Origin of the sequence: Xanthomonas cissicola, assembly GCF_008801575.1 — a bacterium.
Classification (GTDB): Bacteria; Pseudomonadota; Gammaproteobacteria; order Xanthomonadales; family Xanthomonadaceae; genus Xanthomonas; species Xanthomonas cissicola.
On record NZ_VZPL01000037.1, the window covers coordinates 1 to 24819 of the forward strand.

Below are 24819 nucleotides of genomic sequence, written 5' to 3' on the forward strand. Positions count from 1 at the left end.
ATCTCGCGCCGGGTCTGCTTGCGCTTGCCCAGGCCCTCAGCGTCACCGAACGTCAGCTGCATAGATGATCCTCTACATGATGAGGCGGGTAGTGTCGCGTATCTGTGGTGCGTTGTTCAGAGCTTCCCTAGCGACGACCGGCAGCGGATGGGCGCGTCGATCGCGTCCTGCGCGACTGCTGCCTTCGGCTTGCCGTCGCTGTCGCCGCGAACGCTTTCGGATCGGCCCTGCGACCTGGGGAGGTCTCGGCGGGGGCGTGTTCGCTCCGACAAAGTCGGCCGGGCGGGGCGCGGCTGGACGAGCTAGGCATCTCTCTTGCACGACGCGGGAGGATTGCCAGAACTGCGCTGCAGTCGCGCAAGTGCCCTTGGTGATCGAGTGCGCGCGGACTGCGCCTGGATCCCCCATGTCCATCCAGCAACGTTCCCAGGACGACCGCTGAGTGCGGAAGTTTCCGAGGCGGCAATTCCCGGCCGTCAGCCGTGCCGCGGGCGCCCGCAGGGCACGCGCTGCCCCGATCATGCGTTTTGTGCAAGGTAGGGTTCAGATGACTTAACAGCAACGAACGCCGTGTCTAATCGCGGTGAAATCGGTCGTGTCTGCTGTGGTCAAATCGCAACCGCTAACCAGGGACTGCCGTCATGGGCATGGGGATCAAAATGTTTCGTTGGGTGATTGCGATCTTGCTGATCGGCGGCAGCGGCTATGCCGTGGCGCGGCATCTGCAGGACAGTAATACGGCTGGGCATTACGGCTCGGTCGAAGTTATCCGCCCGGAGGGCACGCCCAAGGCGATGGTGATCCTGCTGCCCGACGGCGATCATCCTCAAGACAGCCAGAAGCTGGCCGACATGCTGAGCAACGATGGCGCGCTGGTGGCAGTGGTCGACACCGCCAACTATCGCGAACGTGTGCGCTCGCACCAAGCCGCCTGCAGTTCGCTGGCCGACGATGCCGAGCGACTGGGCAAGAAATTGTTGCGCGCCGAACATGTCGATGCGTTCCTGCCGCCGGTGTTGGTGGGGCAGGGCGATGGCGCGGTGCTGGCGCGCCAGGCAGTGGCCTCGGCCGCGCCCGACGTGCTGGGCGGTGCGGTGGTTGCCGACGCCGGCACCAAGGATCCTGGCCTGGCGTGCTCGCGCGATCTGCCCAATGCCAGTCAGGGCTTCCTGGACGATCTGGCCGACGCATCCAGCCCGATGCAGATCGCAGCGGCCACACGCGGGCACTTCCTGGCTGCGCAGTCGCAAGGCCTGGGCGATTTGCCGCTGGTGGAGATGCACGCGCCCGGCAGCGACCGTCTGGTGGTGATGCTATCCGGCGATGGCGGCTGGCGCGAACTGGATAAAGGCATTGCCGCGCAGCTGCAGCAACAGGGCGTGTCGGTGGTGGGCTGGAATAGCCTGCGCTACTTCTGGGGCAGCCGCACGCCGCAGCAGGTTGGTGCGGATCTGGATCGGGTGATTGCCAGCTATCGCCAGCGCTGGCATATCCAGCACGTCGCCCTGGTGGGGTATTCGTTCGGTGCCGATGTGTTGCCGTTCGCCTATCCAGAACTGTCGCCGCAGCAACGCGCCTCGGTGCAGTTCGTCAGCCTGCTCGGCCTGGGACACGAGGCTGACTTCAAGGTGCGCGTGGGTGGCTGGCTGGGCTGGCATAACGACGCCGAGCGCGATGTGGAGCCGGCCATCCAGGCGCTGGACGCGCACCGCCTGCAATGCATCTACGGCGACGAAGAAAAGGACACGCTGTGTCCGGAGCTGCGCGCACGCGGCGTGCAGGTGCTGGCGCGCCCCGGTGGGCATCACTTCGACCACGATCCGGTGGTGCTGGCCAATCTGCTGATGCAGGGCTGGCAGCATGCAGCGCAGACGCCGATCGCGGAGACGGCGAGCCGCTCCTAATGCCGCTTGCAACCCGCAAAGCGTTGCGTAACGTGTTCTAGAGCGACAAGCAATGATCGCCACTGACCACCTTCCACCATGCGAAGGTGCTCGACGCTGAAGCGCGACTGGCGGCCCTGCTTCAGCGAAATCCCGGATTCGCCCGACCCCGTGGCGTGCTTCGAAGGCACTCTCCGGCGCCCCGTGGAATGGGCACCTTCGAAGAGTTCATGTCAGCGCTGGAGCGCCGGCATTGCTGCAGGAACCACGGTGTCGCGCATGGCTTGCGGTCAGCTTTCGCCAGACTCCACTCGCACCTCGATACTGCCATCGGCCAGCTGCGCGCGCAGGCGTTCGCCCGTGACCACCTCGGCAGCGCTGCGCACCACGCTGCCATTGGCAGGACGGGTCACGATGGCGTAGCCGCGTGCGACTGTGGCCAGCGGGCTGACCGCTTCCAGCGAGCGTGCAATGCTACGGAGTTGCAGCTGATCATGCTGCAGGCGACGTTGCATCGCCGCCTGCGGATGCAGCGCCCGCAGGCGTTGCTGCAAGCCGGCCAGATGGCGTTGCGGGTTGTGCGATTGCAGCTGTGCCTGCCCACGCTGTACGCGCGCCTGCAAGCGTTCGAGCACGTGCATCATGTGCGCACGCAGCTGGCGACCGGCGTCTTCCTGGCGGCGATGGAGCAGTTGCAAGCGCGCCTGCGGGCTCTGCGCACGCAGCCGCAGGGCCAGCCGGTCTGCGCGTTGCATGGCATTGCCCAAGGCGTGTTGCTGCAGTTGGGTCATGCGTGCCTGCGCACGCCGCACGCGCGCGACCAGCTCGCGTTGATCGGGCACCAGCAATTCGGCCGCGACCGAGGGCGTGGGTGCGCGGACGTCGGCGACGAAATCGCTGAGGCTGAAGTCGGTCTCGTGGCCGACTGCAGATACCACCGGGGTCTGCGCGGCGGCGATCGCGCGCGCCAGGCGTTCGTCGTTGAAGGCCCACAGATCTTCCAGCGAGCCGCCACCGCGGGTGATCAGGATAACGTCGTAGCGCCGGGAGGCATCGGCGCGTTGCAGCAGTGAGGTGATCTGTGCCGCAGCGCTGTCGCCTTGCACCAGCGAAGGCAGCAGGTCCACTTCGAGCAGCGGAAAACGCCGCGCCAGCACGCTGAGCACATCGCGCACCGCCGCGCCGCTGGGCGAGGTGATCACCGCCAGCCGCTGCACATGCGCAGGCAGTGCCTGCTTGCGCTCGGCATCGAACAGGCCTTCGGCGGCAAGGCGCGCGCGCAGTTCGTCGAAGGCGCGACGCAAGGCGCCTTCGCCGGCTTCTTCCATATGGTCGAGCACCAGCTGATAGTCGCCGCGCGCTTCGTACAGGGTCAGGCGCCCGCGCGCGAGCACGCGCAGGCCTTCGCGCGGCTGGAATTTCAGCCAGGTGCTCTTGGGCTTGAACATCGCGCAGCGGATCTGCGCGCGCGCGTCCTTGAGCGTGAAATACAGATGTCCCGACGCCGGCCGGGTGACGCTGCTCAGTTCGGCTTCCACCCACACCAGCGGGAAACCGCCTTCCAGCAGGTCGCGCGCCAGCGAATTGAGCTGGCTGGGAGTGAGGATCTGTTCGTTGCGGTCGGCCATCGCTGCATTATCCCGTAGCGACGACTGTGATGGGTGATGGGCCGGCGAACGCCGATGGCAACAGAGCCGCAGCGTTGGCCAACGCGTGCACGTGCAGGTTGCAGCTGCCGCATGCGCAACGCGCTCACACGTGGCCTGTGCCGGTCAAAGACCGTGTTGCGCCAGCGCCCAGCCAACGTGTTCGCGCACCAGTGCCGAGTCGTCGTAGCGACGTGCTTCCAGTGCGGCCAGCACTTCTGGCGTACCAGGCGCATTACCCAGGCCCACGGCAATGTTGCGCAGCCAACGCTCGTATCCGCTGCGGCGGATCGGGCTGCCCTCGGTGCGGCGCAGGAACTCGTCCTCATTCCAGGCGAACAGTTGCGGCAGCGTGGCCACGTCCAGGTCGTTGCGGGCGCGGAAATCGGCTTCGTCGGTGCGCTTGGCGAACTTGTTCCAGGGACAGATCAGTTGGCAGTCGTCGCAGCCGAAGATGCGGTTGCCGATCGGCTTGAGCATGTCTTCGGGAATTGCGCCGTCGTGTTCGATGGTGAGGTATGCGATGCAGCGGCGCGCATCCAGCCGGTAGGGCGCGATGATGGCTTGGGTCGGGCAGATATCGATGCAGCGCGTGCAGGTGCCGCAATGCGCGGTGGCGGGCGTGTCGATCGGCAGTGGCAGGTCGAGGTAGATCTCGCCGAGAAAGAACCACGAGCCGCCGTTGCGATCGATCAGGCAGGTGTGCTTGCCGATCCAGCCCAGGCCGGCATTGCGTGCTAACGCGCGCTCCAGCACCGGCGCCGAGTCGACGAACACGCGGAAACCGAATGCGCCAATTTCGCCCTGGATGCGCTCGGCCAGCTTCTGCAGCCGGTTGCGCATCAGCTTGTGGTAATCGCGCCCCAGCGCATAGCGCGCTACATAGGCGCGGCTGCCGTCGCGCAAGGTGCTCCAGGCCTCGGTGTCGTCCTTGCGGCCGTAATCCATGCCGACCGACAACACGCGCAGGGTGCCGGGCACTAATTCTTGCGGGCGCGAGCGTTTGTCGCCGTGCTGGGCCATCCAGTGCATGGTGCCGTACAGGCCTTCTTCCAGCCAGCTGCGCAGATGCACCTCGTCCTCGCCCAGCTCAATGCCGGTAATGCCGCAGCGTTGAAAGCCGGCTTCGCGCGCAAGCACGCGAATGCGCGCAGCGGCATCGGCAGGGTCGGGGCGGGCAAGAACGGCAGACATGGCGACAAGTATAGAATTCCCGGCATGTACGCACCGCTCGCTCTTTACGACACTGCCGCCGCGCGCACGCTCGATGCGCAGGCCACCACGCTGCTTGGCGGCGACGGCTACACCCTGATGCAACGCGCCGGGCAGGCGGCCTGGCAGTGGTTGCTGGAACGCTGGCCGCAGGCGCGCCGCCTCGTGGTGGTATGCGGCACCGGCAACAATGGGGGCGACGGCTATGTGCTGGCGCGCCTGGCACACCGCGCAGGGCGTCAGGTCCGCGTGGTGCACCTGCCCGAACACGGCCCGGGCTCGGACCTGGCGCAGCGCGCCTGTACCGACTACCTCGCCGTCGGTGGTGCAATCGAATTGTTTCCGTATCCGCTGGGACAGGCGGATGTAATCGTCGATGCGCTGTTCGGCATCGGCCTGAATCGCGCACCGGACGATGCGACCGCCGCCTTGATCGACGCCATCAACGCGGCGGGCGTGCCGGTGTTTGCACTGGATGTGCCCAGCGGCATCGATGCCGACCATGGGGGGGCTTTCGGTGCGGCGGTACGCGCAGCGCGGACCTTGCAGTTCATCGTGCCGCATCTGGGACTCTACACCGGTGATGCGCTGGAACATGCCGGCGAGCGTGAAGTGGCTTCGCTGGAGGTGCCGGTTTCAGCATTCGACGGGCTCACGCCAGTCGCACACAGTTGGAACAGCGATGCCCTGGCGGCGCAATTGCGCCCGCGTCGCCGCAACACGCACAAGGGCCAATCCGGGCGGGTGCTGTGCGTGGGCGGCAATCTCGGCAGCGGCGGCGCGATCATGCTGACCGCCGAAGCGGCGTTGCGCAGCGGCGCCGGGTTGGTGCAGGTCGCAACGCGCGCCGAGCATGTCACGCCGCTGCTGGCGCGCTGCCCCGAAGCGATGGCGCGTGCCGTGCAGGCCGATGACGACATCGCCACTCTGGCCGAGGCGGCGGATGCGGTTGCGCTCGGGCCCGGGTTAGGGCAGGACGACTGGGCGCAGGCATTGTGGCGCGCAGCGCTGGGCGCCGCTACGGCGGTGGTGCTCGATGCCGATGGGCTGAATCTGCTGGCCGCCAACGACGTTCCAGTGCATGGTCCGCGCGTCTTGACGCCGCACCCGGGCGAGGCCGGGCGTCTGCTGGGCCTGTCGACCCGACAGATTCAGCGCGATCGTCCGGCCGCTGCTGCTGCACTTGCAACACGCTACGACGCAGTGGTCGTACTCAAGGGCGCCGGCACCGTGGTCGCGTCGCCAAGTAACTTGCCGCGCATCATCGACGCAGGCAATCCCGGCATGGCGGTCGGCGGCATGGGCGATCTGTTGACCGGCGTCATCGCGGCATTGCTGGCGCAGGGCTTCTCGCCATTCGATGCCGCCAGTCTTGGCGCCTTGCTGCACGCATGTGCCGGCGATGCGGCCGCGCACGCAGGCGAGCGCGGCCTGTTGCCCACCGACCTGCTTCCCGAGCTGCGCCGCCTTGCCAATGCTGGAGCCATCGCATGATCGACCTCAACGGACAACTGCACGACGTGCAGGCCACCGAGACCCTGGGCCAAGCGCTGGCCGCAGCGCGACCGGTCAGCGCGGTGGTGCAGTTGCATGGCGACCTGGGCGCGGGCAAGTCCACGCTCTCGCGCGCGCTGCTGCGCGCACTCGGTGTCGCCGGGCCGATTCGCAGCCCCACCTACACGTTGGTCGAACGCTATCCGCTGAGTACTGGCGATGAAGCCTGGCATCTGGACCTCTACCGCATTGGCCATGCAGGAGAGCTGGACTTTCTCGGGCTCGACGAGGGCAGTGCTAGCTTGTGGCTGGTCGAATGGCCGGAGCGCGGTGCTGGCGTGCTGCCGCCGGTCGATCTGGACGTTGAACTGGCCGTGGCCGGCGAAGGCCGCAGCGTTCGGTTGCTGGGCCGAAGTGCGATCGGGCATGCCTGGATGGACAGACTGTCACGGCAACCCCAGTTGCAGGTCCTTTTTGCCGCCTCACGAGAAGAATGAACGCCAGGTTATGGATTATTAAGGGAAATTGCCTTGCAATTCACGCAGTTGGATGCTTGAATCCAGCGCCATGACACCGGGGATCCGCAACTTCTGTCTTTCCGCCCTGACCGCCAGCTTGAGCCTGGCGGTTGTTGCTGCCTGGGGCGGCGAAATCAAGGGGGTCGGCGTCAGTACCGGAGCCACCGGGACCCGTGCGGAAATTCAACTGGCCGGCAGCGGCGGCTTCAAAACGCTGTCGCTGGCGAACCCGACGCGCCTGGTCGTGGATTTTCCAGAATCCTCGGGCGTGCGCGGTCTCAAGCTGCCGGCTGCTGCCGGATTGGTGACCTCGGTGCGCACCGGTCAGCCGGTGCCTGGCACGTTCCGTGTGGTGTTCGAACTGGCAACGCCGGTGACCCCGCTGAAACCGCAGATGCAGACGCTGGGCAGCGCGTCGACATTGGTGATCGAATGGCCCGGCGATCCGACGCCGGCGGCGGCCTCCGCAGTTGCTGCGGCTACACCGACGGCAGCCCCGGCGCCGCGCCCGCTCAATGCACAGGCCGAAGCGGCACGCGCGACTGCAGCCTTGGCCGCATCTGCGCAACGTGCCTCGTCGGTGCCGCCGCCCCAGCCGTCGACGCCGCCGCCTGCCCCGTCTGTGCCGGCATCGGCGATGCCCACTGTCACTCAGGCCCCGGTACCGACCACCATCGCCACCGGTGTGCCGACACCTCGGCCTGCCACCTCCGCGACCACCGGTGCGCCAGCGCCAACTGGCGTTGCCGGCAACACGCCGAACCGTGCCGCCGGGGCCGCCGCTGCCGTACCGTCTGGCGCAGTGGTGGCGGGCAGTAGCGCAGCTGCAGCTGCGATCTTGAATGGCGGCAGCGCACCGATGGGTGCAACGTCCGGTAATGCCGGAGCAATTGCCCCCAATAGTGCTTCGGGCGTGGTGGCTGCCGCAGGCGACGACGACCTGCCGCCGCGTCCGGTACTGCCCAGCGAAGCCTCGCGGATCAAGATGGCACCGGGCATGCGGCCATTGGTCGTGGCGATCGACCCAGGCCACGGCGGCCAGGACCCGGGCGCCATGGGGCCCACCGGTAAGCGCGAGAAAGACGTCACCCTGGCGGTGGGTCGTGAACTGGCACGCCAGGTCAACGCCACGCCAGGCATGAAGGCCTATCTGACGCGCGATACCGACGTGTTCATTCCATTGCCGATGCGTGCGCAGAAAGCCCGCGCTGCCAAGGCCGACATCTTCATTTCCATCCATGCCGACGCCGCCGAAAACCGCAGCGCCACGGGCTCCTCCGTGTACGTACTGTCGACCAAGGGAGCCTCGTCGCAACGGGCGCGCTGGCTGGCCGACAAGGAAAACGCCGCCGATCTGGTTGGCGGCGTGCGTCTGCAGCAAACCGAAAGCACCCTGGCCAACGTGTTGTTGGACCTGGCGCAGAGCGGCCACATGAAGGCCTCCGAAGATGCCGCTGGCCATGTATTGGGTGGGCTCAAGCGCATCGGCAACAATCACAAGCCGCAATTGGAACGCGCCAACTTCGCGGTGCTGCGGACCTCCGACATGCCGGCGATGCTGGTCGAAACTGCCTTTATCTCCAATCCGGATGAAGAACGTCGCCTGATCGATCCGGCTTACCAGCGCAGGATTGCCAGCGCCGTGCTGGACGGCATCGATACCTTCTTTACCCGCCAACCGCCGCCAGGCACCTTGTTCGCCGCGCGTGCGCAGGCCGAAGCCGATGCAGTCGGCACCGTGGCCGGCGGCAGCCGCTGACCCGCTCGGCTATCATTCCGCACTGATTCCTTAGATAACGGCGTCTGCGCGCCGCCGGATTGCCGTGCCGATGTCCGTCTTGTCTGTCACACCGCCGATCTACCGCGTTTCGCGCGTGCCGTACTGGAGCGTGCGCTGATGGCGATCCGCCAGTTGCCCGAGATTTTGATCAACCAGATCGCTGCCGGCGAAGTTGTCGAGCGGCCCGCATCGGTTGTCAAGGAACTGGTCGAAAATGCACTCGATGCCGGTGCCACGCGCGTGGATATCGAGCTCGAAGAGGGCGGCGTCCGGCTGATCCGTATCCGCGACAACGGTGGCGGCATCACCCCGGACGAACTGCCGCTGGCAGTCTCGCGGCATGCCACGAGCAAGATCGTTTCGCTGGACGACCTGGAGACTGTCGCCACGCTAGGCTTTCGCGGCGAAGCCTTGCCGTCGATCGCCTCGGTCAGTCGCTTTACCCTGACCTCGCGCCGCCACGACGCAGAACACGGCTCCGCACTGGAAATCGACGGCGGCCGCCTGGGCGAGGTGGTGCCGCGCGCGCATGCGCCAGGCACCACGGTCGAAGTGCGCGAACTGTTCTTCAATGTGCCGGCACGGCGCAAATTCCTGCGTGCCGAACGCACCGAACTCGGCCACATCGAAGAGTGGTTGCGTTCGCTGGCGCTGGCGCGGCCGGATGTCGAATTGCGCGTCTCGCACAACGGCAAGCCGTCGCGGCGTTACAAGCCGGGCGATCTGTATTCGGATGCGCGGCTGGGCGAAACGCTCGGCGACGATTTTGCGCGCCAGGCCCTACGCGTGGACCACAGCGGCGCCGGTCTGCGCCTGCACGGCTGGGTTGCGCAACCGCATTACTCGCGTGCCAGCACCGATCAGCAATACCTCTACGTCAACGGCCGTTCGGTCAGAGACCGCAGCGTGGCGCATGCGGTGAAAATGGCCTACGGCGATGTGCTGTTCCATGGCCGCCAGCCGGCGTATGTGCTGTTTCTGGAGCTGGACCCGGCACGTGTGGACGTCAATGTGCATCCGGCCAAACACGAGGTGCGCTTCCGCGAAGCGCGGCTGATCCACGATTTCGTCTATCGCACCTTGCAGGATGCCTTGGCGCACACCCGCGCCGGCGCGACGCCGAACAGCATCGGCGGCGACGGCAGCGGCTACACGGCCGCCACGTCTGGCGGAATGGGCGGCATCGCCAGTGGCGGCGTTCCTGGTAATGGCGGTGCATCCATTGGCAGCGGTGGCGCTTACAGCTACGCCAGCTGGACGCCTTCGCAAACGCCGCTGGGGCTGCGTGTGGACGAGGCGCGCGCCGCCTACAGCGCGCTGTATGCACCACCGCCGAGCAGCGCGCAGCAATCGGCAGGCATGCCGAACATGGCCGGCACCGGATTGCCGGCAACTGCGCAAGACAGCGGTGTGCCGCCGCTCGGTTATGCCATCGCGCAGTTGCACGGCATCTACATCCTGGCCGAGAACGCCGAAGGCTTGATCGTGGTCGACATGCACGCGGCGCACGAGCGCATCGGCTATGAGCGGCTCAAACATGCGCATGACAGCATCGGCCTGCACGCGCAACCGCTGCTGGTGCCGATGACGCTGGCAGTAGGCGAGCGCGAAGCCGACACCGCCGAGCGCGAAGCGGAGACGTTGGCCACGCTGGGCTTCGAGATCACCCGCGCCGGCCCGCAGTCGCTGCACGTGCGCAGCATTCCCGCGCTGCTGGCCAATGCCGAACCGGAGGCGCTGCTGCGCGATGTGCTGGGCGATCTGCGCGAGCATGGTCAAAGCCGCCGCATCGCCAGCGCACGCGACGATCTGCTCTCCACCATGGCGTGCCACGGCGCGGTGCGCGCCAACCGCCGCCTCACCGTGCCCGAAATGAACGCGTTGCTGCGCGATATGGAAGCCACCGAACGCTCGGGCCAATGCAACCATGGCCGACCGACCTGGGCGCGGTTTACGCTGAGCGATATCGATCGTTGGTTTTTGAGGGGGCGTTGATGGCAGTGCACAGGGGGAAGGGCTGGCTGCTCGGCATGTTGGTGGCGGCAATATTGGTCGGGTGCGGGCGCGATGCACCACCGCCGGCTGCGCCGGTCGCACTCGACAAGACATTTCTTGCCGACACCGCCGCCTGGCGCGAAGCGCGGCTGAAAGAACTGCGCGCGCCCGATGGCTGGACCAGCCTGGTCGGCTTGCACTGGCTGTCGCTGAAGGCGCATTACATCGGCAGCAGCGCCGACAGCGGTATCAAACTCGCGGTAGGCCCGCCGAAGATGGGCATGGTGTCCACCGAGAACAACGCGGTCTGGTTCGTGCCCGAGCGTGGTGCGGCGCTGACCCTCGATGGCAAGCCGCTGACCAGCCGGATCCGCTTCCAGTCCGACCGCGATCCGCAGCCCACCCTGATCCATTTCGACGACGGCAAGGGCGTGTTGAGCCTGATCCATCGCGGCGACCGGTATGCGCTACGGGTCAAGCATGCCGACGCGAGTTCGCGCACGCACTTCGCTGGCCTGGACTATTGGCCCTTGGATGCGTCCTGGCGCATCAACGCCCGCTACGTGCCCAACGCTGTGGGCAAGACCATCCCGATCGTCGACATCGTCGGGATCAGCAGCGAGCAGCCGAACGCGGGCGCGATCGAGTTCGAACGCGACGGCAAGACCTTCCGCTTGGAAACCATCGGCGAGCCAGGCAGGGCGATGTTCGTGGTATTCGCCGACCGTACCAGCGGCCACGGCAGCTATCCGGCCGGACGTTTTCTCGATCTGGACGTGCCCGATGCCTCGGGACATGTGATGGTCGATTTCAACCGCGCCTACAACCCGCCATGCGCGTTCACTCCGTTCGCCACCTGTCCACTGCCGCCACCGGAAAACCGCATCGATCTGGCGGTGTCGGCAGGCGAGAAGGCCTACAAGGTGCCGCACTGACATGCGCGACATTCACACGCGCGGAGAAGCCTCTTGACCGGGCGACGGACGACGTCGAAACGCCAACGGGTTGCCGCCTGGTGCGGCGGCGCGCTGCTCGGCCTGGCCTTGTGGAGCGGGGCGCTCGTGCCGGTGTGGGCGCGCGGTGCCGGCGACGCGCCGGCGGGCCCGCCGGTGCCGCTGCTGTGGAAGGTCGATGGCAAGGGTGGCACGCTGTATCTGCTGGGCTCGTTTCATGTGCTCAAGCCCAGCGACTATCCGCTATCGCCGGATGTGATGCAGGCCTTCGCCAGGGCCGACCGCCTGCTGTTCGAGTTGCCGCCTGACGATGCGCAATCGCCCGAGCTGGCCGGTCGCATGTTGCAGGCGGCGCGGCGCACCGACGGGCGTACGCTGCAAGACACGCTGGATGCGAAGACTTGGCAGGCGCTGAGCGCCTACGCGCGCAAGTACGGCATGTCGCTGGCGAGCCTGCAGCCGCTCGAGCCCTGGTTCGTGGCGCTGACGATCAGCCTGGCGGAGATGACCCGGCAAGGCATGGACCCGAACGCGGGGCTGGACCATTACCTGATGGAACAGGCGCAGGCGCGCGGCAAACCGGCCGACGGCCTGGAACGCGCCGCCGAGCAAATCGCCTTGCTCGATGGCATGTCGCCGACCGAGCAGCATCAGTTGCTGGAAGAATCGCTGGACGAGGCCGATGCCTCCGACCAGCTACGCCAGCTGCATGCAGCCTGGCGCAATGGCGATGTGCATACGCTGTCCACGCAGATGGCCGACGACATGCGCCGCCAGTATCCGGCGCTGTATCAGGACATCAACGTCGAGCGCAATGCGCGCTGGGTGCCGCGGCTGGAACAGCGGCTCGGCAAAGGCAGCGGGACCACGCTGGTGGTGGTCGGTGCGCTGCATTTACTAGGCAATGACGGGGTAGTGGAGCGTCTGCGTGTTCGCGGCTACCACGTGGAGCGCATCTGCTCGGCCTGCACAACGCAGGCCAGCCACTGAGTGGCTGCGCCTGGGAGCGTGATGCTCCTGGCGCAGCGTTCGATGTTTGGAAGGGTCGACACCACAGAGCGACCAGCCGTCAGCTGGCATTGCCCGCGCAGCGGAACCGGAGTGTACGAGTAGCACATGAGGATTCCGGCACCGGCCGCATCTGCCTTGCGGCTGCGCAATGATGTGGGCGCTCTCAGCCGCGGTTGCGGGCTTTGCCGGTCGTGCCGTGATTGCCACCGGCCGAGCCATGCGTGCCGGTTCCCATCGGGCCGCTGCCCAGGCCGCCCGCGCCGGGTGGGTTCGGCGGCGCGCCAGGACCACCTGGACGACCGAAGCCGGCGCCGAAGTTGCGCTGGAACTCCTGCCACAACTCCAGGTTGCGCTCAGTCAATTGGTTCATCATCGCCCACGGGGTCTGCCCGAGCAGGTTACCCATCTGCTGACGGAACTGCTGCTGCTGATCCAGGAATACCTGCATGCTGCGCTCCAGGTAATTACCCATGAAGCCCTGCAGCGAATCGCCGTAAAACCGGATGATCTGGCTTAGCAACTGGGTGGAGAGCATCGGCTCGCCGTCCTGCTCGCGGTCGGCGATGATTTGCAGCAGCACTGCGCGGCTGAGGTCCTCGCCGCTCTTGGCGTCGCGTACTTCGAATTCTTCGCCATCGATGATCAACTGGCGCACATCTTCGATGGTGATGTAGCTGGAGATTTCCGTGTCGTAGAGACGGCGATTGGGATACTTCTTGATGATGCGAAGTCCGGCCATGGAACGTTCACCCACACTGATAGTGCGCGCAGGATGGCGCACCGCAGCAGCGCTTGCAACAGCCAAAACGCCTTATTTGCTTAAGCGGACACCTTAAAAATGTTGCGCAGCATGGTTTTTGAGGAAAATCCATGCTGCACCGCAAAGTTGCAGCAAACATTACCAGCCCATGTGGTGGCCGCCGTTGATGTCCAGATTCGATCCGGTGATCCAGGCAGCCTCTTCCGCAACCAGAAAGGCCACCGCGTAGGCGATCTCTTCCGGACGGCCTAGGCGTCCGGTGGGGATATCGGCCACGATCTTGGCGCGCACTTCCTCCGGGACCGCCATCACCATGTCGGTGGCCACATAACCGGGCGAGACCGTGTTGACGGTGACCCCGAATGCCGCGTTTTCCCGTGCCAGCGAAATGGTGAAGCCGTGCATGCCAGCCTTGGCGGCGGCGTAGTTGGCCTGGCCATACTGGCCCTTGAGCCCGTTGATCGAGCTGATCTGGATCACCCGACCCCAGCCGCGTTTACGCATGCCCTCGATCACCGGGCGGGTCACGTTGAAGACCGAATTGAGGTTGGTGTTGATGACCTCGTGCCACTGCTCGGCACTCATGCGGTGGAAGGTGGTGTCGCGGGTGATGCCGGCGTTGTTGACCAATACTTCGATCGGCCCCAGCGAGGATTCGACGTCTTCCACCAGCGCGCGCGCATGCTCGGAGGAGGCGACATCGCCGCGAAACAGGGCGAATGCATACCCCTGCGCCTGCATGCGCTGCTGCCAGTGACGTGCCTTTTCTTCGTTGCGGAAGTTGCTGGCGACCCGGTGGCCCTGGTCGGCCAGGCGCTTGCAGATGGCAGTACCGATACCGCCGGTGCCGCCGGTGACCAATGCGACGCGAGATGTCATGACGACTCCAATCAACAAGTGAGGCTGAGGGCGATTGGGGCGCGGGGTGCTGCGCCCGGATGCCGGTGCTGGGCCGCAATTCTAGTCACGCTGGAGGCCGGATGCGCGCTCATCGAGGTCCAGCTCGCGTTGGCGCGGAAGCAGCCGTGGCGAAAAATGCTGCACGGCGTGCTGCAGCACGGTTTCCACGGCCGCATGCCGCGGCAGCGCGTCGGACTGTTGGCCGAGGGCCGCCCACGCGGCGTGCAGGGCCGGCAGTGGATCGGCCTCGTCCAGCGCGGGTGCATCGTGTGACTTGGATAGCTTGCGGCCGTCACGATCCAGCATCAGCGGCAGGTGCAAGTAGCGCGGCTGCGGCAGGCCCAGTGCGCGCTGCAGCACCATCTGGCGCGGGGTGGAGTCGAGCAGGTCGGCGCCGCGCACCACGTCGGTGATGCCCTGCGCGGCATCGTCCACCACCACCGCCAGTTGGTACGCCCAATACCCATCGGCGCGGCGCAACACCACATCGCCCACCTCGGCGTAGACATCCTGCAGTACCGGGCCTTGTAAGGCGTCGTCGAAGCCGACCGGTGGTTGCGGCGGCACCCGCAGGCGCACCGCACGGCGCTCGCCCAGCGGCGCAACGCAGGCGTGGTGGATGCCGCCCATGCCGGCCAGATCGGCACGGCTGCAGCTGCATTCGAATGCCTGGCCGGTCTGCAGCAGCCGGGTGATTGCCGCGGTGTAGGCCGCATCGCGCTCGGACTGCCGAATTACCGGCAGGTCCGAGTGCAGCCCGAATGCGGCCAGCGTGCGCAGCTGACGTTCGCAGGCACCGGACTCGGCACGCGGCGGATCGATGTCTTCGATGCGCACGCACCACTGCCCACCGGCATGCCGGGCCAGCAGCCAGCTGCCGAATGCAGCCAGCAGGGAGCCGAAGTGCAGGGGGCCGGTGGGCGAGGGCGCGAAGCGGCCGAGATAAGGGGGCGAAGGCATGGGCAGCTGAATCGTCGGTCAGGTGCTTGCTTGATTTCAAGCCGCAACACCCGCAGATCCGCAACAGTTCACCCCGCATCCGTGGAGCCATCGCGCCATGTTCAACCGCATTTTCCTGTTCCTGCTGACCAATCTTGCGGTGCTGATGCTCGCCGGCATCGTCATGTCGTTGCTTGGCGTCAATCCCGCGCAGATGAGTAGCCTGTTGGTGATGGCCGCCATCTTCGGTTTCGGCGGCTCGTTCATTTCCTTGCTGCTGTCCAAGTTCATGGCCAAGCGCAGCACCGGTGCGCAGGTCATCACCGAGCCGCGCACGCCGACCGAACGCTGGTTGCTGGAGACCGTGCGCCGTCAGGCCCAGGCTGCCGGCATCGGCATGCCGGAAGTGGCGGTCTACGAGGGCCCGGAAATCAACGCGTTCGCCACCGGCGCCAACCGCAACAACGCCCTTGTGGCGGTGTCCAACGGCCTGCTGCAGAACATGGACCAGGATGAAGCCGAGGCGGTGCTTGGCCACGAGATCGCCCACGTTGCCAATGGCGACATGGTCACCATGGCGCTGCTGCAGGGCGTACTCAATACCTTCGTGATCGTGCTCGCCCGCGTGGTCGGCGGCATCATTGACAGCGCCTTGTCGGGCAACCGCGAAGGCGGTCGTGGCTTTGCGTACTACATCATCGTGTTTGCGTTGGAGATGGTATTTGGCCTGTTCGCGACCATGATTGCGATGTGGTTCTCGCGACGCCGCGAATTCCGCGCCGATGCCGGTGGCGCGCAGCTGGCCGGCCGCAGCAAGATGATCGCCGCACTGGAGCGGCTGTCGCTCAACCATGGCCAGAACACCTTGCCCTCGCAAGTGCAGGCGTTCGGCATCTCCGGCGGGGTGGGCGAGGGCTTGCGCCGCCTGTTCCTGAGCCATCCGCCGCTCACAGAACGCATCGCTGCGCTGCGCACGGCCAGCGTTAGCGCCAGGTAAGTTGCCGAGTGTATGGCTGCCTGGCAGGCAACAAAAAACCCGCGCAATGCGGGTTTTTTGTTGCCCAGCGATGGTGCGAACGAGCGGGCGCTGCAGGCTTTCAGCCGAACTCATAATTCATCAACGGCCCGGTCGGTGCGACGAAATCGCCCTGGACGTAGTCCACTCCGGCACTGAAGAAGCTGCTCATCGACTGCGCATCGGCGACGAATTCGGCCATTGTCAGAATGCCGGCCGGTTGCGCGCGCGAGGTGATTTCGCGAATCTTTTCCTGGCTGTCCCGCGCCGAGGCGATGTCGCCGGTGATGCCACGATCCAGTTTGAGGAAGGCCGGGTGGAAATGCGCCAGCAACTGGAAGGAGTCCAGGCCCGAGCCGAATTGCTCCAGCCCGACCTTGCAATCCATCGCCGACACCGCCGCCAGGAACTGCTGCGCGTTGCGCAGGTGCGTAAACACCTTCGACTCCGGCGTCTGCAGCCACAGCCGTTCACCGGGAACGCCGTAGACCGCCAATTGCTCGCGGATGGTGTCGATCATCTGCGGGTCCGAGAACGAGTTCGGCCCGATGCGCACCAGCAGGTGGGTCTTGTGCCCGGCACGCTGGCGTTCGCCCAGTTGCCGGATTGCCCGCGCCACCACCCAGCGATCGATTTCGGTGACCAGGTCGTGCTCTTCGGCAATGGCCATGAACGCGTTCGGCGACATCATTTCGCCATTGCGTTCCAGGCGCAGGAAGGCCTGATACAACTCCAGCGGCTCGCCTTGCAGGTTGAGCACCGGCTGGTAATGCAGCAGGAAACCGTCGCCGACCAGCGCTTCGCGCAACTGCTCGACCCAGCGTTCGATGCGTTCTTCCTCGGCCCGATCCGCCGCAGCCGGATCGTAGATGCTGACCGCGTTGCCACCGAGCTCGGCAGTGGTGCGCACCGCCTCGGTGCCGCGATTGAGTACCTGGCCGATGCTGGCGATCTTCTCGCCGATCTGCACGCCGCCGATGCTGACCGTCACCGTGGCCGAGCGCGTCCCCACGCTGAACACATGCTGCGCGAACGCATTGCGCACGGTTTCCGCCAGCGCATGCGTGCGCGCGTAATTTCCGTTCAACAGCAGGGCGAAACTGTGTTCGCCGAAGCGCGCGGCCAACACGCTGTCGTCCAGTACGCTCGCCACGTGCGCGGCGAGCGCAGCAATCAGCGCATCGGCCGAATCCAGCCCGAACTCCGGCAGGATGCGTGCGTAGTGATCCGGCTCGATCAACAGGAAGCCGGATTGGCCCTCGCTGCGGCCGGCCTGTGCCACGGCCTGTTCCAGCGCCACCATGAAGGTGGGGCGATTGAGCAGGCCGGTGACCTGGTCGCGCTGGCGCAAGTCTTCGACCTCGCGCGCCAGTTCCGGGTCGAACTCCTCGCGGCGCCGGAACACCACCTGGATGCATGGCTCGCCTTCATAGGTGGCGGTGGCGAACTCCATCGTGGCCGGGAAGGTGTCGCCTTCCACGCGGCGTGCATCGAGCTTGTACTGCGCCGGCGGCGGCTCGCCCTTGGACATCGCCTTGAGCAGCTGTTTGAAATCGTCGACGTACTGCGCGGCGATCATGTCCAGCAGCGAGATGCCTTCGACATCGTCGAACGACTCGAAGCCGAACATTTCCAGATAGGCATCGTTGGCGCGGATATGCATGCCTTCATGCACGTAGGCGATCGGGTCGCGCGAGGACGCGATGAGTGCGTCGCAGCGGCGCTCGGTCTCGCGCATCTGTGCTTCGATGCGGCGCAGTCCACGGCGGGCCTGCAGGTCGTCCCATTCCGAGCGCACCAATGCAAGCAAGTGTGCGGGGCGGTGGCGCAATGCGATGGCGCGCACCCCGTGCGAAGCGGCCTCGACCAGAGCGTTCTCTTCGATCCGCTCGGCCAGCAAGAGGATCGGGATGTCCTTGCCGCTGCCTGCAATCTGGGTCTGCAAGGCGCTCATGGGGATCTGCTGCGCCTGACCCAGGATGGCCAGATCGATCTGGCCCGACAGCATGCTGGCCAGTTCCTCCTGGCTTTGCGGTCGCGATGGACGCACCGCAATGCCGCCATTGCGCAGCGCGGTGACGATGGTCTCTGCACTCTCCACGCTGTCGTCGACGATCATCAGGCGGAGGGTGAGATCTTTGCCTTTTTGCATGCGCGGCTCCCTAGAGACGGGCTTTAATACACGAAGGGGTTTGGCACGTCCATGTGTGTGGAGCATGCCGCATCAAGTGTGAGACGTAGAGCAATATTTACGGTGGAAGTGCCTTGCGGGAGCATCGACCGTTTTCACCGCGTGCTGCCCATGCCGCGACCGCGCGTTCAAGGCGCCTGACGTGATCGGTGGGCGACCAGCAACTCCTCGCCATCGGCGTTACGCCACGCTCCCCGCTGCATGGCCGGACGCCCACGCCCACTGGAAGTTGTAACCGCCCAGCCAGCCTGTGACATCCAGCACCTCACCGACGAAGTACAGGCCCGCCACTAGACGCGACTCCATGGTCGCACTGGAGACTTGGTGGGTATCGACCCCGCCCAGGGTGACTTCAGCCGTCCGGTAGCCTTCGGTGCCGCTGGCGATCAGCGGAAAGCTGCCGAGCAGGTCGGCGGCGGCTTTCAGCTGCGGCGGATCCAGCTGCCGCACCGGCTTGTCTGGCAGCCATATCTCGCACAAGCGTTGTGCAAACCGTTTCGGCAGCACGTCGGCCAGCACGTCGGCCAGCACGTTGCGCAGCTCGGTGGCGCCGCGTTGCTGCTTTTGTTCGCGCAGCCATGTCGCTGCATCGCGACCGGGCAGCAGATCCAGCCGCAAGTCGTCGCCCGGCTGCCAATACGAGGAAATCTGCAGGATCGCCGGGCCGCTGACCCCGCGATGGGTGAGCAGCATGAAATTGCGAAAGCTGACCCCATTGCACTGCGCCTGGACCGGCAACGCCAGCCCGGACAACGCTTGCAGACGCTCCTGATGCGTGCCGCTCAGCGTGAGTGGCACCAGCCCGGCGCGGGTGGGCACTAGCGCATGGCCAAACTGCTTGGCCAAGGTATAGCCGAAGCCGCTGGCCCCCATGCTGGGGATCGACAGCCCCCCGGTTGCCACGATCAACGACTGCGCCTGCACGCCTCCCTGGCTGGTCTGGACCTCGAAGCCCTCGCTGCCGCGCTGGACCGACAGCACATCGCACTGGGTGCGGATCTGCGCGCCGGCCGCATCGCATTCGTCCAGCAGCATGCGCACGATCTGCTTGGAGGAGATGTCGCAGAACAACTGGCCCAGCTCTTTCTCGTGATAGGCGATGGCATGACGTTGGACCATCTCTACAAAATCCGCCGGGCTGTAGCGCGCCAGTGCGGATTTGCAGAAATGCCGATTGGCCGAAATGAAGTTGCCAGGGGTGGTGCCGGTGTTGGTGAAATTGCAACGCCCGCCACCGGACATCAGGATCTTCTTGCCGACCTTGTTGGCATGATCGATCACCAGCACCTTGCGGCCGCGCTGGCCGGCAGTAAGGGCGCTCATCAGTCCGGCAGCGCCGGCGCCGATGACCAGCACGTCGCAACGCATGCTCATTCGGCCGGGGCTTGCCGCACCATCGGGGTCAGGGTGACGCTGCCGTGGTCGGCCAGCATCTGCACTTCGCCGTCCTGAATGATCACGGCGAAACGCATGCCGCGCTGGATCAGTGCGCCAAGCGCTTCGGTGGCCTGCGAGTCGAGCTCAATCACGCGCAGATTGCGGTACCGGCCCATGGCGTTGGCGTGTTTCTTCCACCAGGTTTCGGTGGCCTGGCCGCCGTAGCCGATCACTACCGCCTCGCGCGAGCGATTGCAGGCCTTGCGCACGCGGCTTTCGTCAGGCTGGCCGAGGTCGATCCACAGATCCGGATCGCCGGTGTAGTCGCGGCGCCATAGGTCCGGCTCGTCGTCGTTACTCAGGCCACGGCCGAATTCCAGACGGTCGTCGGCAAACAGCGCGAACGCCAGCAGCCGCACCATCAGGCGCTCGTCGGTCTCGGAAGGGTGCTGGGCCAGGGTCAGCGAATGGTTGGCGTAATAGCCGCGGTCCATGTCGCTGATCTGAAGTTCCGCCCTGCGGACGGTGGCGGTGAGGGCCATCTGGATGCCGGTTGCAAAGGGCGCTCATGATACGCGCCCGGTTCATGCGCCGGTTGTCGCCGCGTCTGGCGGGAGTGCGTCGTCGGCCGTGTCTGGGCCGGCTGACACCCGGTTGGTAGTAGGACCATGGGCGGGGAGGGCCTGGCTCAGAGGGCGTTGGCCGCAAGGGTCACGGCGGGGCGACAGGCGCTGAGGCGCGGGCCAGGACATCGCGGACTACGGCCGGGCAGGTGTCGGTGACGCCCCCCATGATCTGCGCAGTTGTGGGGGCGCCAGGCGTTGTCATCCGGCCAATTGGGATGGGGGCAGTCCCGACAGACCGTCGGATTGGACCCGACTGTAAAAGATTTGACGCAGGGTGTCGCTTTTTGCAGAAAACACGAGTACTGTGCACGCACTGTGTTTGCAAGGGTCACCGTGAATCGTGGCCTGGTGCAGCCGGATCGTTACAGATCTCGCTTCATCGTTCCGCTTTACCAACGCCTGCAACTCAGTCTCAGCTCCGGCTTTTCGGACGCTGCGATTTATCCATCAATAGTTCAGGAGTTAGTAAAATGTCAGACGCATCACGTCAGAGCGGTACCGTGAAGTGGTTCAACGATGCCAAGGGCTTCGGCTTCATCACCCCGGAAAGCGGCCCGGACCTGTTCGTGCACTTCCGTGCCATCCAGGGCACCGGCTTCAAGTCGCTGCAGGAAGGCCAGAAGGTCACCTTCGTCGCCGTGCAGGGCCAGAAGGGCATGCAGGCTGACCAGGTGCAGGCGGTCTAAGTCCGTCTGCAACCGTAGGGTTGCCAAAAACGCCGGTTGCGCAAGCGACTGGCGTTTTTTATTGCCTGCAAGACAGGCGGTTAGCCTCGCTGGAGCGTTTACCTGGCGCTGCTTGCGCACAGCGACGACGCCTGGATCGGTAGGATGTGCGCTTTCCGCGCGCAGCCATCTCATGATCACTGTTCACCATCTCAATAATTCCCGTTCCCAGCGCGTGCTGTGGCTGCTGGAAGAACTGGCGCTGCCTTATCAAATTGTGCGCCATGAGCGCGACCCCAAGACCATGCTGGCGCCACCGGCGCTGCGCGCGATCCATCCGCTGGGCAAGTCGCCGGTGCTCGTCGATGGCGATCTGGTGGTGGCCGAGTCGGGGGCGATCCTGGAATACCTGACCGAGCGCTACGACACCGAGTGCGCACTGTCGCCGTCGCCGCGGCCGCTGGATTCGCCCGAGCGCCTGCAGTTCCGCTATTGGATGCATTACGCCGAAGGCTCGGCGATGCCACCGTTGCTGATGACGCTGATCTTCGGTCGCATCCGCAGCGCGCCGATGCCGTTCTTCGCCAAGCCCATCGCGCGTGCGATCGTGGACAAGGCGATGTCGGGCTTCGTCGGGCCGCAGCTCACCTTGCATCTGAACTGGATGGAGCAGTCGTTGCAGGCCGGCAACTGGTTCGCTGGCGAACGCTTTACCGCCGCCGACATCCAGATGAGCTTCCCGGTACAGGCCGCTGCTGCACGCGGCGGCGGTCTGGAGAAATACCCGCGTCTGCACGCGTTTCTGGAACGGATCCAGGCGCGTCCGGCGTATCAGGCTGCGCTGAAGAAGGGCGGCCCGTTCGAACTGATGGGAAGCAAGCCGGTCAAGTGATGGTATCGGGGAGCAGGGAGCGGGATGCGAGCGAAGGTGGGCGGGACTGTGTTTCGCCCGCCGCCTGCCGCTACGACATACCGGCTCTCATCGCGATGCATTCGCTCATCCCGGATCCGACTGGCTACCCAGCGATACCGACGTCCGCATCGCCGGGTAGCCAGTCGTTCGCGGCAGGCACTCAATCACGTCAGGGCGGATTGCGGCTCAAGGCGCCCGGCACTGGCGCACAAACTGCAGCGTATCGCTCAGCACCTGCGAGCGCTCGGGAGATTTGCGCAGCGCCAGCAGGATGCCGAGATGGCCCATGCCCGGGTAGACCTTCAGTTCGGCGCTGCCGCCTTCGCGCTTGAGCGCCTGCTGCAGCGAGATGCTGTTTTGTAGTTCGACCACGCGGTCGGCATCGCCATGCAGCAGCAACATGGGCGGTTCGTCGCCACCGACGTAGCGCACCGGTTGCGATTGCCGTTGCGCTGCCGGCGCATCGCCGAAGATTTCGACCAATTCGGGATCGGTCATCGGCATGAAGTCGTATGGCCCGGCCAGGCCCACCACGCTGCACAGCTGGTGGGGTTTGAGGCCCTGCGCCTGCAGCCAGCGGGCATCGGTGCCAAGCAACGCGGCCATATGCGCGCCTGCCGAATGGCCCATTACCGCGAGCCGGTTCGGGTTGCCGCCGTACTCGTGCGCATGGCGGTAGCTCCAAGCGGTGGCGCCCGCCGCGTCGGACATGAACCCATGCAACCCGACCTGCGGATATTTGCGGTAATCGGCCACCATCGCCACCACGCCCTGGCGCGCAAGTGCGCGGCCCACCCAGCGATAGTTGGCGCGTGAACCGCGCTTCCAGGTGCCGCCGTAGAAGAACACCACCATTGGCGCGTCGACTGCACCGCGCGGCTGGTAGACATCCAGCGCCAGGCCGTGTGCGGGATCGAACACCTGGTCGCGATGCTCGACGATGCCCGATCGGCCGGATGCAGCATTGATGCCCCCAAAGAAGACGCTGCTGCAGGCCGTCATGGTCAACGAACCGAGCAACAGGATGGCAGGACGGAACCAGCGGGAAGCGCGCGAGGGCATGGGCAATATCGTTAGGTGGGCGGGAAGGGGTATCAGGTACGGACGCAACAGGCTGGCAAGTGCAGACGAGACTGTGGCGAGCCGGCAACGTTCGCCGCTATCTGGTTCGCATCCGATCTGCAGCCGGCGGCTATTAGCGGCTATCGCACGTCGCAAGCATGTGCAGGACGAGCCCGCTCGGCACACGCCAATCGAATGAAGATACGGTGCGCGGGCAGCGCCGGATGCGGTATCGCCCATGCCAGGTTCACTGCCGGTGGCCTAGGCTTGCCGGCATGACACACCTGCGCTTCGATAATCGTCTGCGTCAACAGCTGCCTGGCGACCCGAAAGAGGGTTCGCGCCGGCGCGAGGTGAGCGCTGCTTGGTCAGCAGTCCTGCCGACGCCGGTCGCTGCTCCGTCCCTGATCGCGCATTCGGCGGAGATGGCGCAGGTGCTGGGCCTGGATGCGGCCGAGATCGCCAGTGCGCAGTTCGCCCAGGTGTTCGGCGGCAATGCGCTGTACCCGGGAATGCAGCCTTGGGCGGTCAACTACGGTGGGCACCAATTCGGGCACTGGGCCGGGCAGCTTGGCGACGGGCGGGCGATCTCGCTAGGTGAGGCGATCGGAACCGACGGCGGTCGCTACGAATTGCAACTCAAGGGCGCCGGCCCGACGCCGTATTCGCGCGGCGCCGATGGGCGCGCCGTGTTGCGCTCGTCGATCCGCGAATTCCTGTGCAGCGAGGCCATGCATCATCTGGGCGTGCCGACCACGCGTGCCTTGAGCCTGGTCGGCACCGGCGATGCGGTGGTGCGCGACATGTTCTACGACGGCCACCCGCAACGCGAGCCGGGCGCGATCGTATGCCGGGTGGCGCCCTCGTTCATCCGCTTCGGCAACTTCGAATTGCCCAGCGCACGCGGCGATATCGCCTTGCTGCGGCAGTGGGTGGATTTCACCATCGTCCGCGATTTCCCGGCGTTGGCCGGTGCCGGCGAGGCGCTCTACGCCGGCTGGTTTGCGCAGGTCTGCGAGCGCACCGCAGTGATGGTGGCGCACTGGATGCGGGTCGGGTTCGTGCATGGGGTGATGAATACCGACAACATGTCCATCCTCGGTTTGACCATCGACTATGGCCCGTATGGCTGGGTCGACGACTACGACCCGGACTGGACGCCCAATACCACCGACGCGCAGGGGCGGCGCTATCGCTTCGGCACCCAGCCGCAAGTGGCCTACTGGAACCTGGGCCGGCTTGCCCAGGCGCTGGCGCCGCTGTTTCCCGACCAGGCCCCGCTGCAACACGGGCTGGACCGTTTTCGCGATACCTACCTGGCGTGCGACCGGCACGATACCGCTGCCAAGCTGGGGTTGGCAGAGTGTCGCGACGAGGATCTGCAGTTGATCGACGCGCTGCGCGCACTGATGCGCGAATCCGAGATGGACATGACGCTGACCTTCCGTGGCCTGATCGACCTGTCGCCCGACCATCCGGACCCCGCGCAGCTGCGCGAGGCCTTTTACGACGAAGACAAACGCGTTGCGGATGCGCCGCAGCTGCAGCAATGGCTGCAGCGCTACGCCGCGCGCCTGCAGCAGGATCCACTGCCGCCGGACGCGCGACGCGCGCGCATGCGCCTGGCCAACCCGCGCTATGTGTTGCGCAATTATCTGGCGCAGCAGGCGATCGACCGTGCCGAACAGGGCGACCCGTCCGGGGTGCAGGAGTTGCTGGAGGTCATGCGCCACCCATACGACGATCAGCCCGGGCGCGATGCATTTGCGGCGCGGCGGCCGGAATGGGCACGCGATCGCGCTGGGTGTTCGATGCTGTCGTGCAGTTCCTGACGCGCTCAGATGCAGGTATGCCGTAAATCCGGCGTGGATGGCGTACG

The 24819-nt window shown here is 65.8% G+C and carries 20 protein-coding genes and 1 other RNA gene; 11 read left to right on the plus strand and 10 right to left on the minus strand.

Annotated elements, in window-relative coordinates; genetic code table 11:
- Positions 1-641: 641 nt before the first annotated feature.
- Positions 642-1904, plus strand: coding sequence for a virulence factor (locus F7R02_RS15350; protein ID WP_005923152.1), 1263 nt, complete (start codon positions 642-644; stop codon positions 1902-1904).
- A gap of 269 nt (positions 1905-2173) precedes the next feature.
- Here the strand turns inward: F7R02_RS15350 and xseA are convergent, their stop codons facing one another.
- On the minus strand, positions 2174-3511 hold the full coding sequence (gene xseA, locus F7R02_RS15355) for an exodeoxyribonuclease VII large subunit (RefSeq protein ID WP_078588882.1): 1338 nt from the start codon (positions 3509-3511) through the stop codon (positions 2174-2176).
- Positions 3512-3655: 144 nt separating this feature from the next.
- Positions 3656-4723, minus strand: coding sequence for a tRNA epoxyqueuosine(34) reductase QueG (gene queG / locus F7R02_RS15360; RefSeq protein ID WP_078588884.1), 1068 nt, complete (start codon positions 4721-4723; stop codon positions 3656-3658).
- Positions 4724-4747: 24 nt separating this feature from the next.
- Here queG and F7R02_RS15365 point away from each other — a divergent pair, with 24 nt between their 5' ends.
- From F7R02_RS15365 to F7R02_RS15390, 6 genes are all read left to right on the plus strand, one after another.
- Positions 4748-6235 carry an NAD(P)H-hydrate dehydratase gene (locus F7R02_RS15365; RefSeq protein ID WP_078588886.1) on the plus strand — a complete coding sequence of 496 codons (1488 nt, stop codon included), beginning with the start codon at positions 4748-4750 and terminating at the stop codon, positions 6233-6235.
- Complete coding sequence (gene tsaE / locus F7R02_RS15370; protein WP_078588888.1) at positions 6232-6732, plus strand: tRNA (adenosine(37)-N6)-threonylcarbamoyltransferase complex ATPase subunit type 1 TsaE; 501 nt, start codon at positions 6232-6234, stop codon at positions 6730-6732. The genes F7R02_RS15365 and tsaE overlap by 4 nt, the downstream gene beginning before the upstream one ends.
- Before the next feature lie 70 nt (positions 6733-6802).
- Positions 6803-8512, plus strand: coding sequence for an N-acetylmuramoyl-L-alanine amidase (locus tag F7R02_RS15375; protein ID WP_139370861.1), 1710 nt, complete (start codon positions 6803-6805; stop codon positions 8510-8512).
- Positions 8513-8650: 138 nt separating this feature from the next.
- Positions 8651-10528 (plus strand): DNA mismatch repair endonuclease MutL, encoded by a 1878-nt coding sequence (mutL, locus tag F7R02_RS15380; RefSeq protein WP_078588893.1) that lies wholly within the window; start codon positions 8651-8653, stop codon positions 10526-10528.
- Positions 10528-11463, plus strand: a complete 936-nt coding sequence (locus F7R02_RS15385) for a DUF1684 domain-containing protein (protein ID WP_005913042.1) — start codon at positions 10528-10530, stop codon at positions 11461-11463. Before mutL ends, F7R02_RS15385 begins: the two co-directional genes overlap by 1 nt.
- Positions 11464-11496: 33 nt before the next feature.
- Positions 11497-12471: a TraB/GumN family protein gene (locus F7R02_RS15390; RefSeq protein ID WP_033483460.1), complete on the plus strand. Its 975-nt coding sequence runs from the start codon at positions 11497-11499 to the stop codon at positions 12469-12471.
- Positions 12472-12524: 53 nt separating this feature from the next.
- On the opposite strand, the gene F7R02_RS15395 is transcribed toward F7R02_RS15390, so the two are convergent.
- The 4 genes from F7R02_RS15395 to gluQRS form a co-directional block, all read right to left on the minus strand.
- A non-coding RNA gene (locus F7R02_RS15395) (sX9 sRNA) lies at positions 12525-12599 on the minus strand.
- Between the two features lie 56 nt (positions 12600-12655).
- Entirely contained in the window at positions 12656-13231 is a 576-nt protein-coding gene (gene phaR, locus F7R02_RS15400; RefSeq protein ID WP_003486016.1) for a polyhydroxyalkanoate synthesis repressor PhaR, read from the minus strand.
- A gap of 159 nt (positions 13232-13390) precedes the next feature.
- A complete protein-coding gene (locus F7R02_RS15405; RefSeq protein ID WP_003486018.1) occupies positions 13391-14131 on the minus strand; it encodes a beta-ketoacyl-ACP reductase in 741 nt (246 codons plus the stop codon).
- 81 nt (positions 14132-14212) lie between these two features.
- Positions 14213-15112, minus strand: a complete 900-nt coding sequence (gene gluQRS / locus F7R02_RS15410; protein ID WP_078588895.1) for a tRNA glutamyl-Q(34) synthetase GluQRS — start codon at positions 15110-15112, stop codon at positions 14213-14215.
- A 97-nt stretch (positions 15113-15209) separates the two neighbouring features.
- Between gluQRS and htpX the strand changes: the two genes are divergently transcribed.
- Positions 15210-16088: a protease HtpX gene (gene htpX, locus F7R02_RS15415; RefSeq protein ID WP_078588897.1), complete on the plus strand. Its 879-nt coding sequence runs from the start codon at positions 15210-15212 to the stop codon at positions 16086-16088.
- 100 nt (positions 16089-16188) lie between these two features.
- Here htpX and F7R02_RS15420 read toward each other — a convergent pair whose 3' ends face one another.
- The 3 genes from F7R02_RS15420 to F7R02_RS15430 form a co-directional block, all read right to left on the minus strand.
- The gene (locus F7R02_RS15420; RefSeq protein ID WP_005913050.1) at positions 16189-18258 is read right to left on the minus strand and encodes a GGDEF/EAL domain-containing response regulator; all 2070 of its coding nucleotides are present in this window, start codon (positions 18256-18258) and stop codon (positions 16189-16191) included.
- A 219-nt stretch (positions 18259-18477) separates the two neighbouring features.
- Positions 18478-19671: a BaiN/RdsA family NAD(P)/FAD-dependent oxidoreductase gene (locus F7R02_RS15425; RefSeq protein ID WP_078588899.1), complete on the minus strand. Its 1194-nt coding sequence runs from the start codon at positions 19669-19671 to the stop codon at positions 18478-18480.
- Positions 19668-20216: a YaeQ family protein gene (locus F7R02_RS15430; RefSeq protein ID WP_078588901.1), complete on the minus strand. Its 549-nt coding sequence runs from the start codon at positions 20214-20216 to the stop codon at positions 19668-19670. Before F7R02_RS15430 ends, F7R02_RS15425 begins: the two co-directional genes overlap by 4 nt.
- Positions 20217-20770: 554 nt before the next feature.
- Here F7R02_RS15430 and F7R02_RS15435 point away from each other — a divergent pair.
- Positions 20771-20986, plus strand: a complete 216-nt coding sequence (locus tag F7R02_RS15435; protein ID WP_005923176.1) for a cold-shock protein — start codon at positions 20771-20773, stop codon at positions 20984-20986.
- A 172-nt stretch (positions 20987-21158) separates the two neighbouring features.
- Positions 21159-21857 carry a glutathione S-transferase family protein gene (locus F7R02_RS15440; protein WP_078537444.1) on the plus strand — a complete coding sequence of 233 codons (699 nt, stop codon included), beginning with the start codon at positions 21159-21161 and terminating at the stop codon, positions 21855-21857.
- A 207-nt stretch (positions 21858-22064) separates the two neighbouring features.
- Here F7R02_RS15440 and F7R02_RS15445 read toward each other — a convergent pair whose 3' ends face one another.
- Positions 22065-22940 carry an alpha/beta hydrolase gene (locus tag F7R02_RS15445; protein ID WP_078588903.1) on the minus strand — a complete coding sequence of 292 codons (876 nt, stop codon included), beginning with the start codon at positions 22938-22940 and terminating at the stop codon, positions 22065-22067.
- A gap of 275 nt (positions 22941-23215) precedes the next feature.
- Between F7R02_RS15445 and F7R02_RS15450 the strand changes: the two genes are divergently transcribed.
- The gene (locus F7R02_RS15450; RefSeq protein ID WP_078588905.1) at positions 23216-24772 is read left to right on the plus strand and encodes a protein adenylyltransferase SelO; all 1557 of its coding nucleotides are present in this window, start codon (positions 23216-23218) and stop codon (positions 24770-24772) included.
- Positions 24773-24819 lie beyond the last annotated feature (47 nt).

Bases quoted from the DNA above. Each gene is read 5' to 3' on its own strand.
- F7R02_RS15350 (WP_005923152.1), top strand. From the start codon at position 642: ATGGGCATGGGGATCAAAATGTTTCGTTGGGTGATTGCGATCTTGCTG.
- xseA (WP_078588882.1), bottom strand. From the start codon at position 3,511: ATGGCCGACCGCAACGAACAGATCCTCACTCCCAGCCAGCTCAATTCG.
- queG (WP_078588884.1), bottom strand. From the start codon at position 4,723: ATGTCTGCCGTTCTTGCCCGCCCCGACCCTGCCGATGCCGCTGCGCGC.
- F7R02_RS15365 (WP_078588886.1), top strand. From the start codon at position 4,748: ATGTACGCACCGCTCGCTCTTTACGACACTGCCGCCGCGCGCACGCTC.
- tsaE (WP_078588888.1), top strand. From the start codon at position 6,232: ATGATCGACCTCAACGGACAACTGCACGACGTGCAGGCCACCGAGACC.
- F7R02_RS15375 (WP_139370861.1), top strand. From the start codon at position 6,803: ATGACACCGGGGATCCGCAACTTCTGTCTTTCCGCCCTGACCGCCAGC.
- mutL (WP_078588893.1), top strand. From the start codon at position 8,651: ATGGCGATCCGCCAGTTGCCCGAGATTTTGATCAACCAGATCGCTGCC.
- F7R02_RS15385 (WP_005913042.1), top strand. From the start codon at position 10,528: ATGGCAGTGCACAGGGGGAAGGGCTGGCTGCTCGGCATGTTGGTGGCG.
- phaR (WP_003486016.1), bottom strand. From the start codon at position 13,231: ATGGCCGGACTTCGCATCATCAAGAAGTATCCCAATCGCCGTCTCTAC.
- F7R02_RS15405 (WP_003486018.1), bottom strand. From the start codon at position 14,131: ATGACATCTCGCGTCGCATTGGTCACCGGCGGCACCGGCGGTATCGGT.
- gluQRS (WP_078588895.1), bottom strand. From the start codon at position 15,112: ATGCCTTCGCCCCCTTATCTCGGCCGCTTCGCGCCCTCGCCCACCGGC.
- htpX (WP_078588897.1), top strand. From the start codon at position 15,210: ATGTTCAACCGCATTTTCCTGTTCCTGCTGACCAATCTTGCGGTGCTG.
- F7R02_RS15420 (WP_005913050.1), bottom strand. From the start codon at position 18,258: ATGCAAAAAGGCAAAGATCTCACCCTCCGCCTGATGATCGTCGACGAC.
- F7R02_RS15425 (WP_078588899.1), bottom strand. From the start codon at position 19,671: ATGAGCATGCGTTGCGACGTGCTGGTCATCGGCGCCGGCGCTGCCGGA.
- F7R02_RS15430 (WP_078588901.1), bottom strand. From the start codon at position 20,216: ATGGCCCTCACCGCCACCGTCCGCAGGGCGGAACTTCAGATCAGCGAC.
- F7R02_RS15435 (WP_005923176.1), top strand. From the start codon at position 20,771: ATGTCAGACGCATCACGTCAGAGCGGTACCGTGAAGTGGTTCAACGAT.
- F7R02_RS15440 (WP_078537444.1), top strand. From the start codon at position 21,159: ATGATCACTGTTCACCATCTCAATAATTCCCGTTCCCAGCGCGTGCTG.
- F7R02_RS15445 (WP_078588903.1), bottom strand. From the start codon at position 22,940: ATGCCCTCGCGCGCTTCCCGCTGGTTCCGTCCTGCCATCCTGTTGCTC.
- F7R02_RS15450 (WP_078588905.1), top strand. From the start codon at position 23,216: ATGACACACCTGCGCTTCGATAATCGTCTGCGTCAACAGCTGCCTGGC.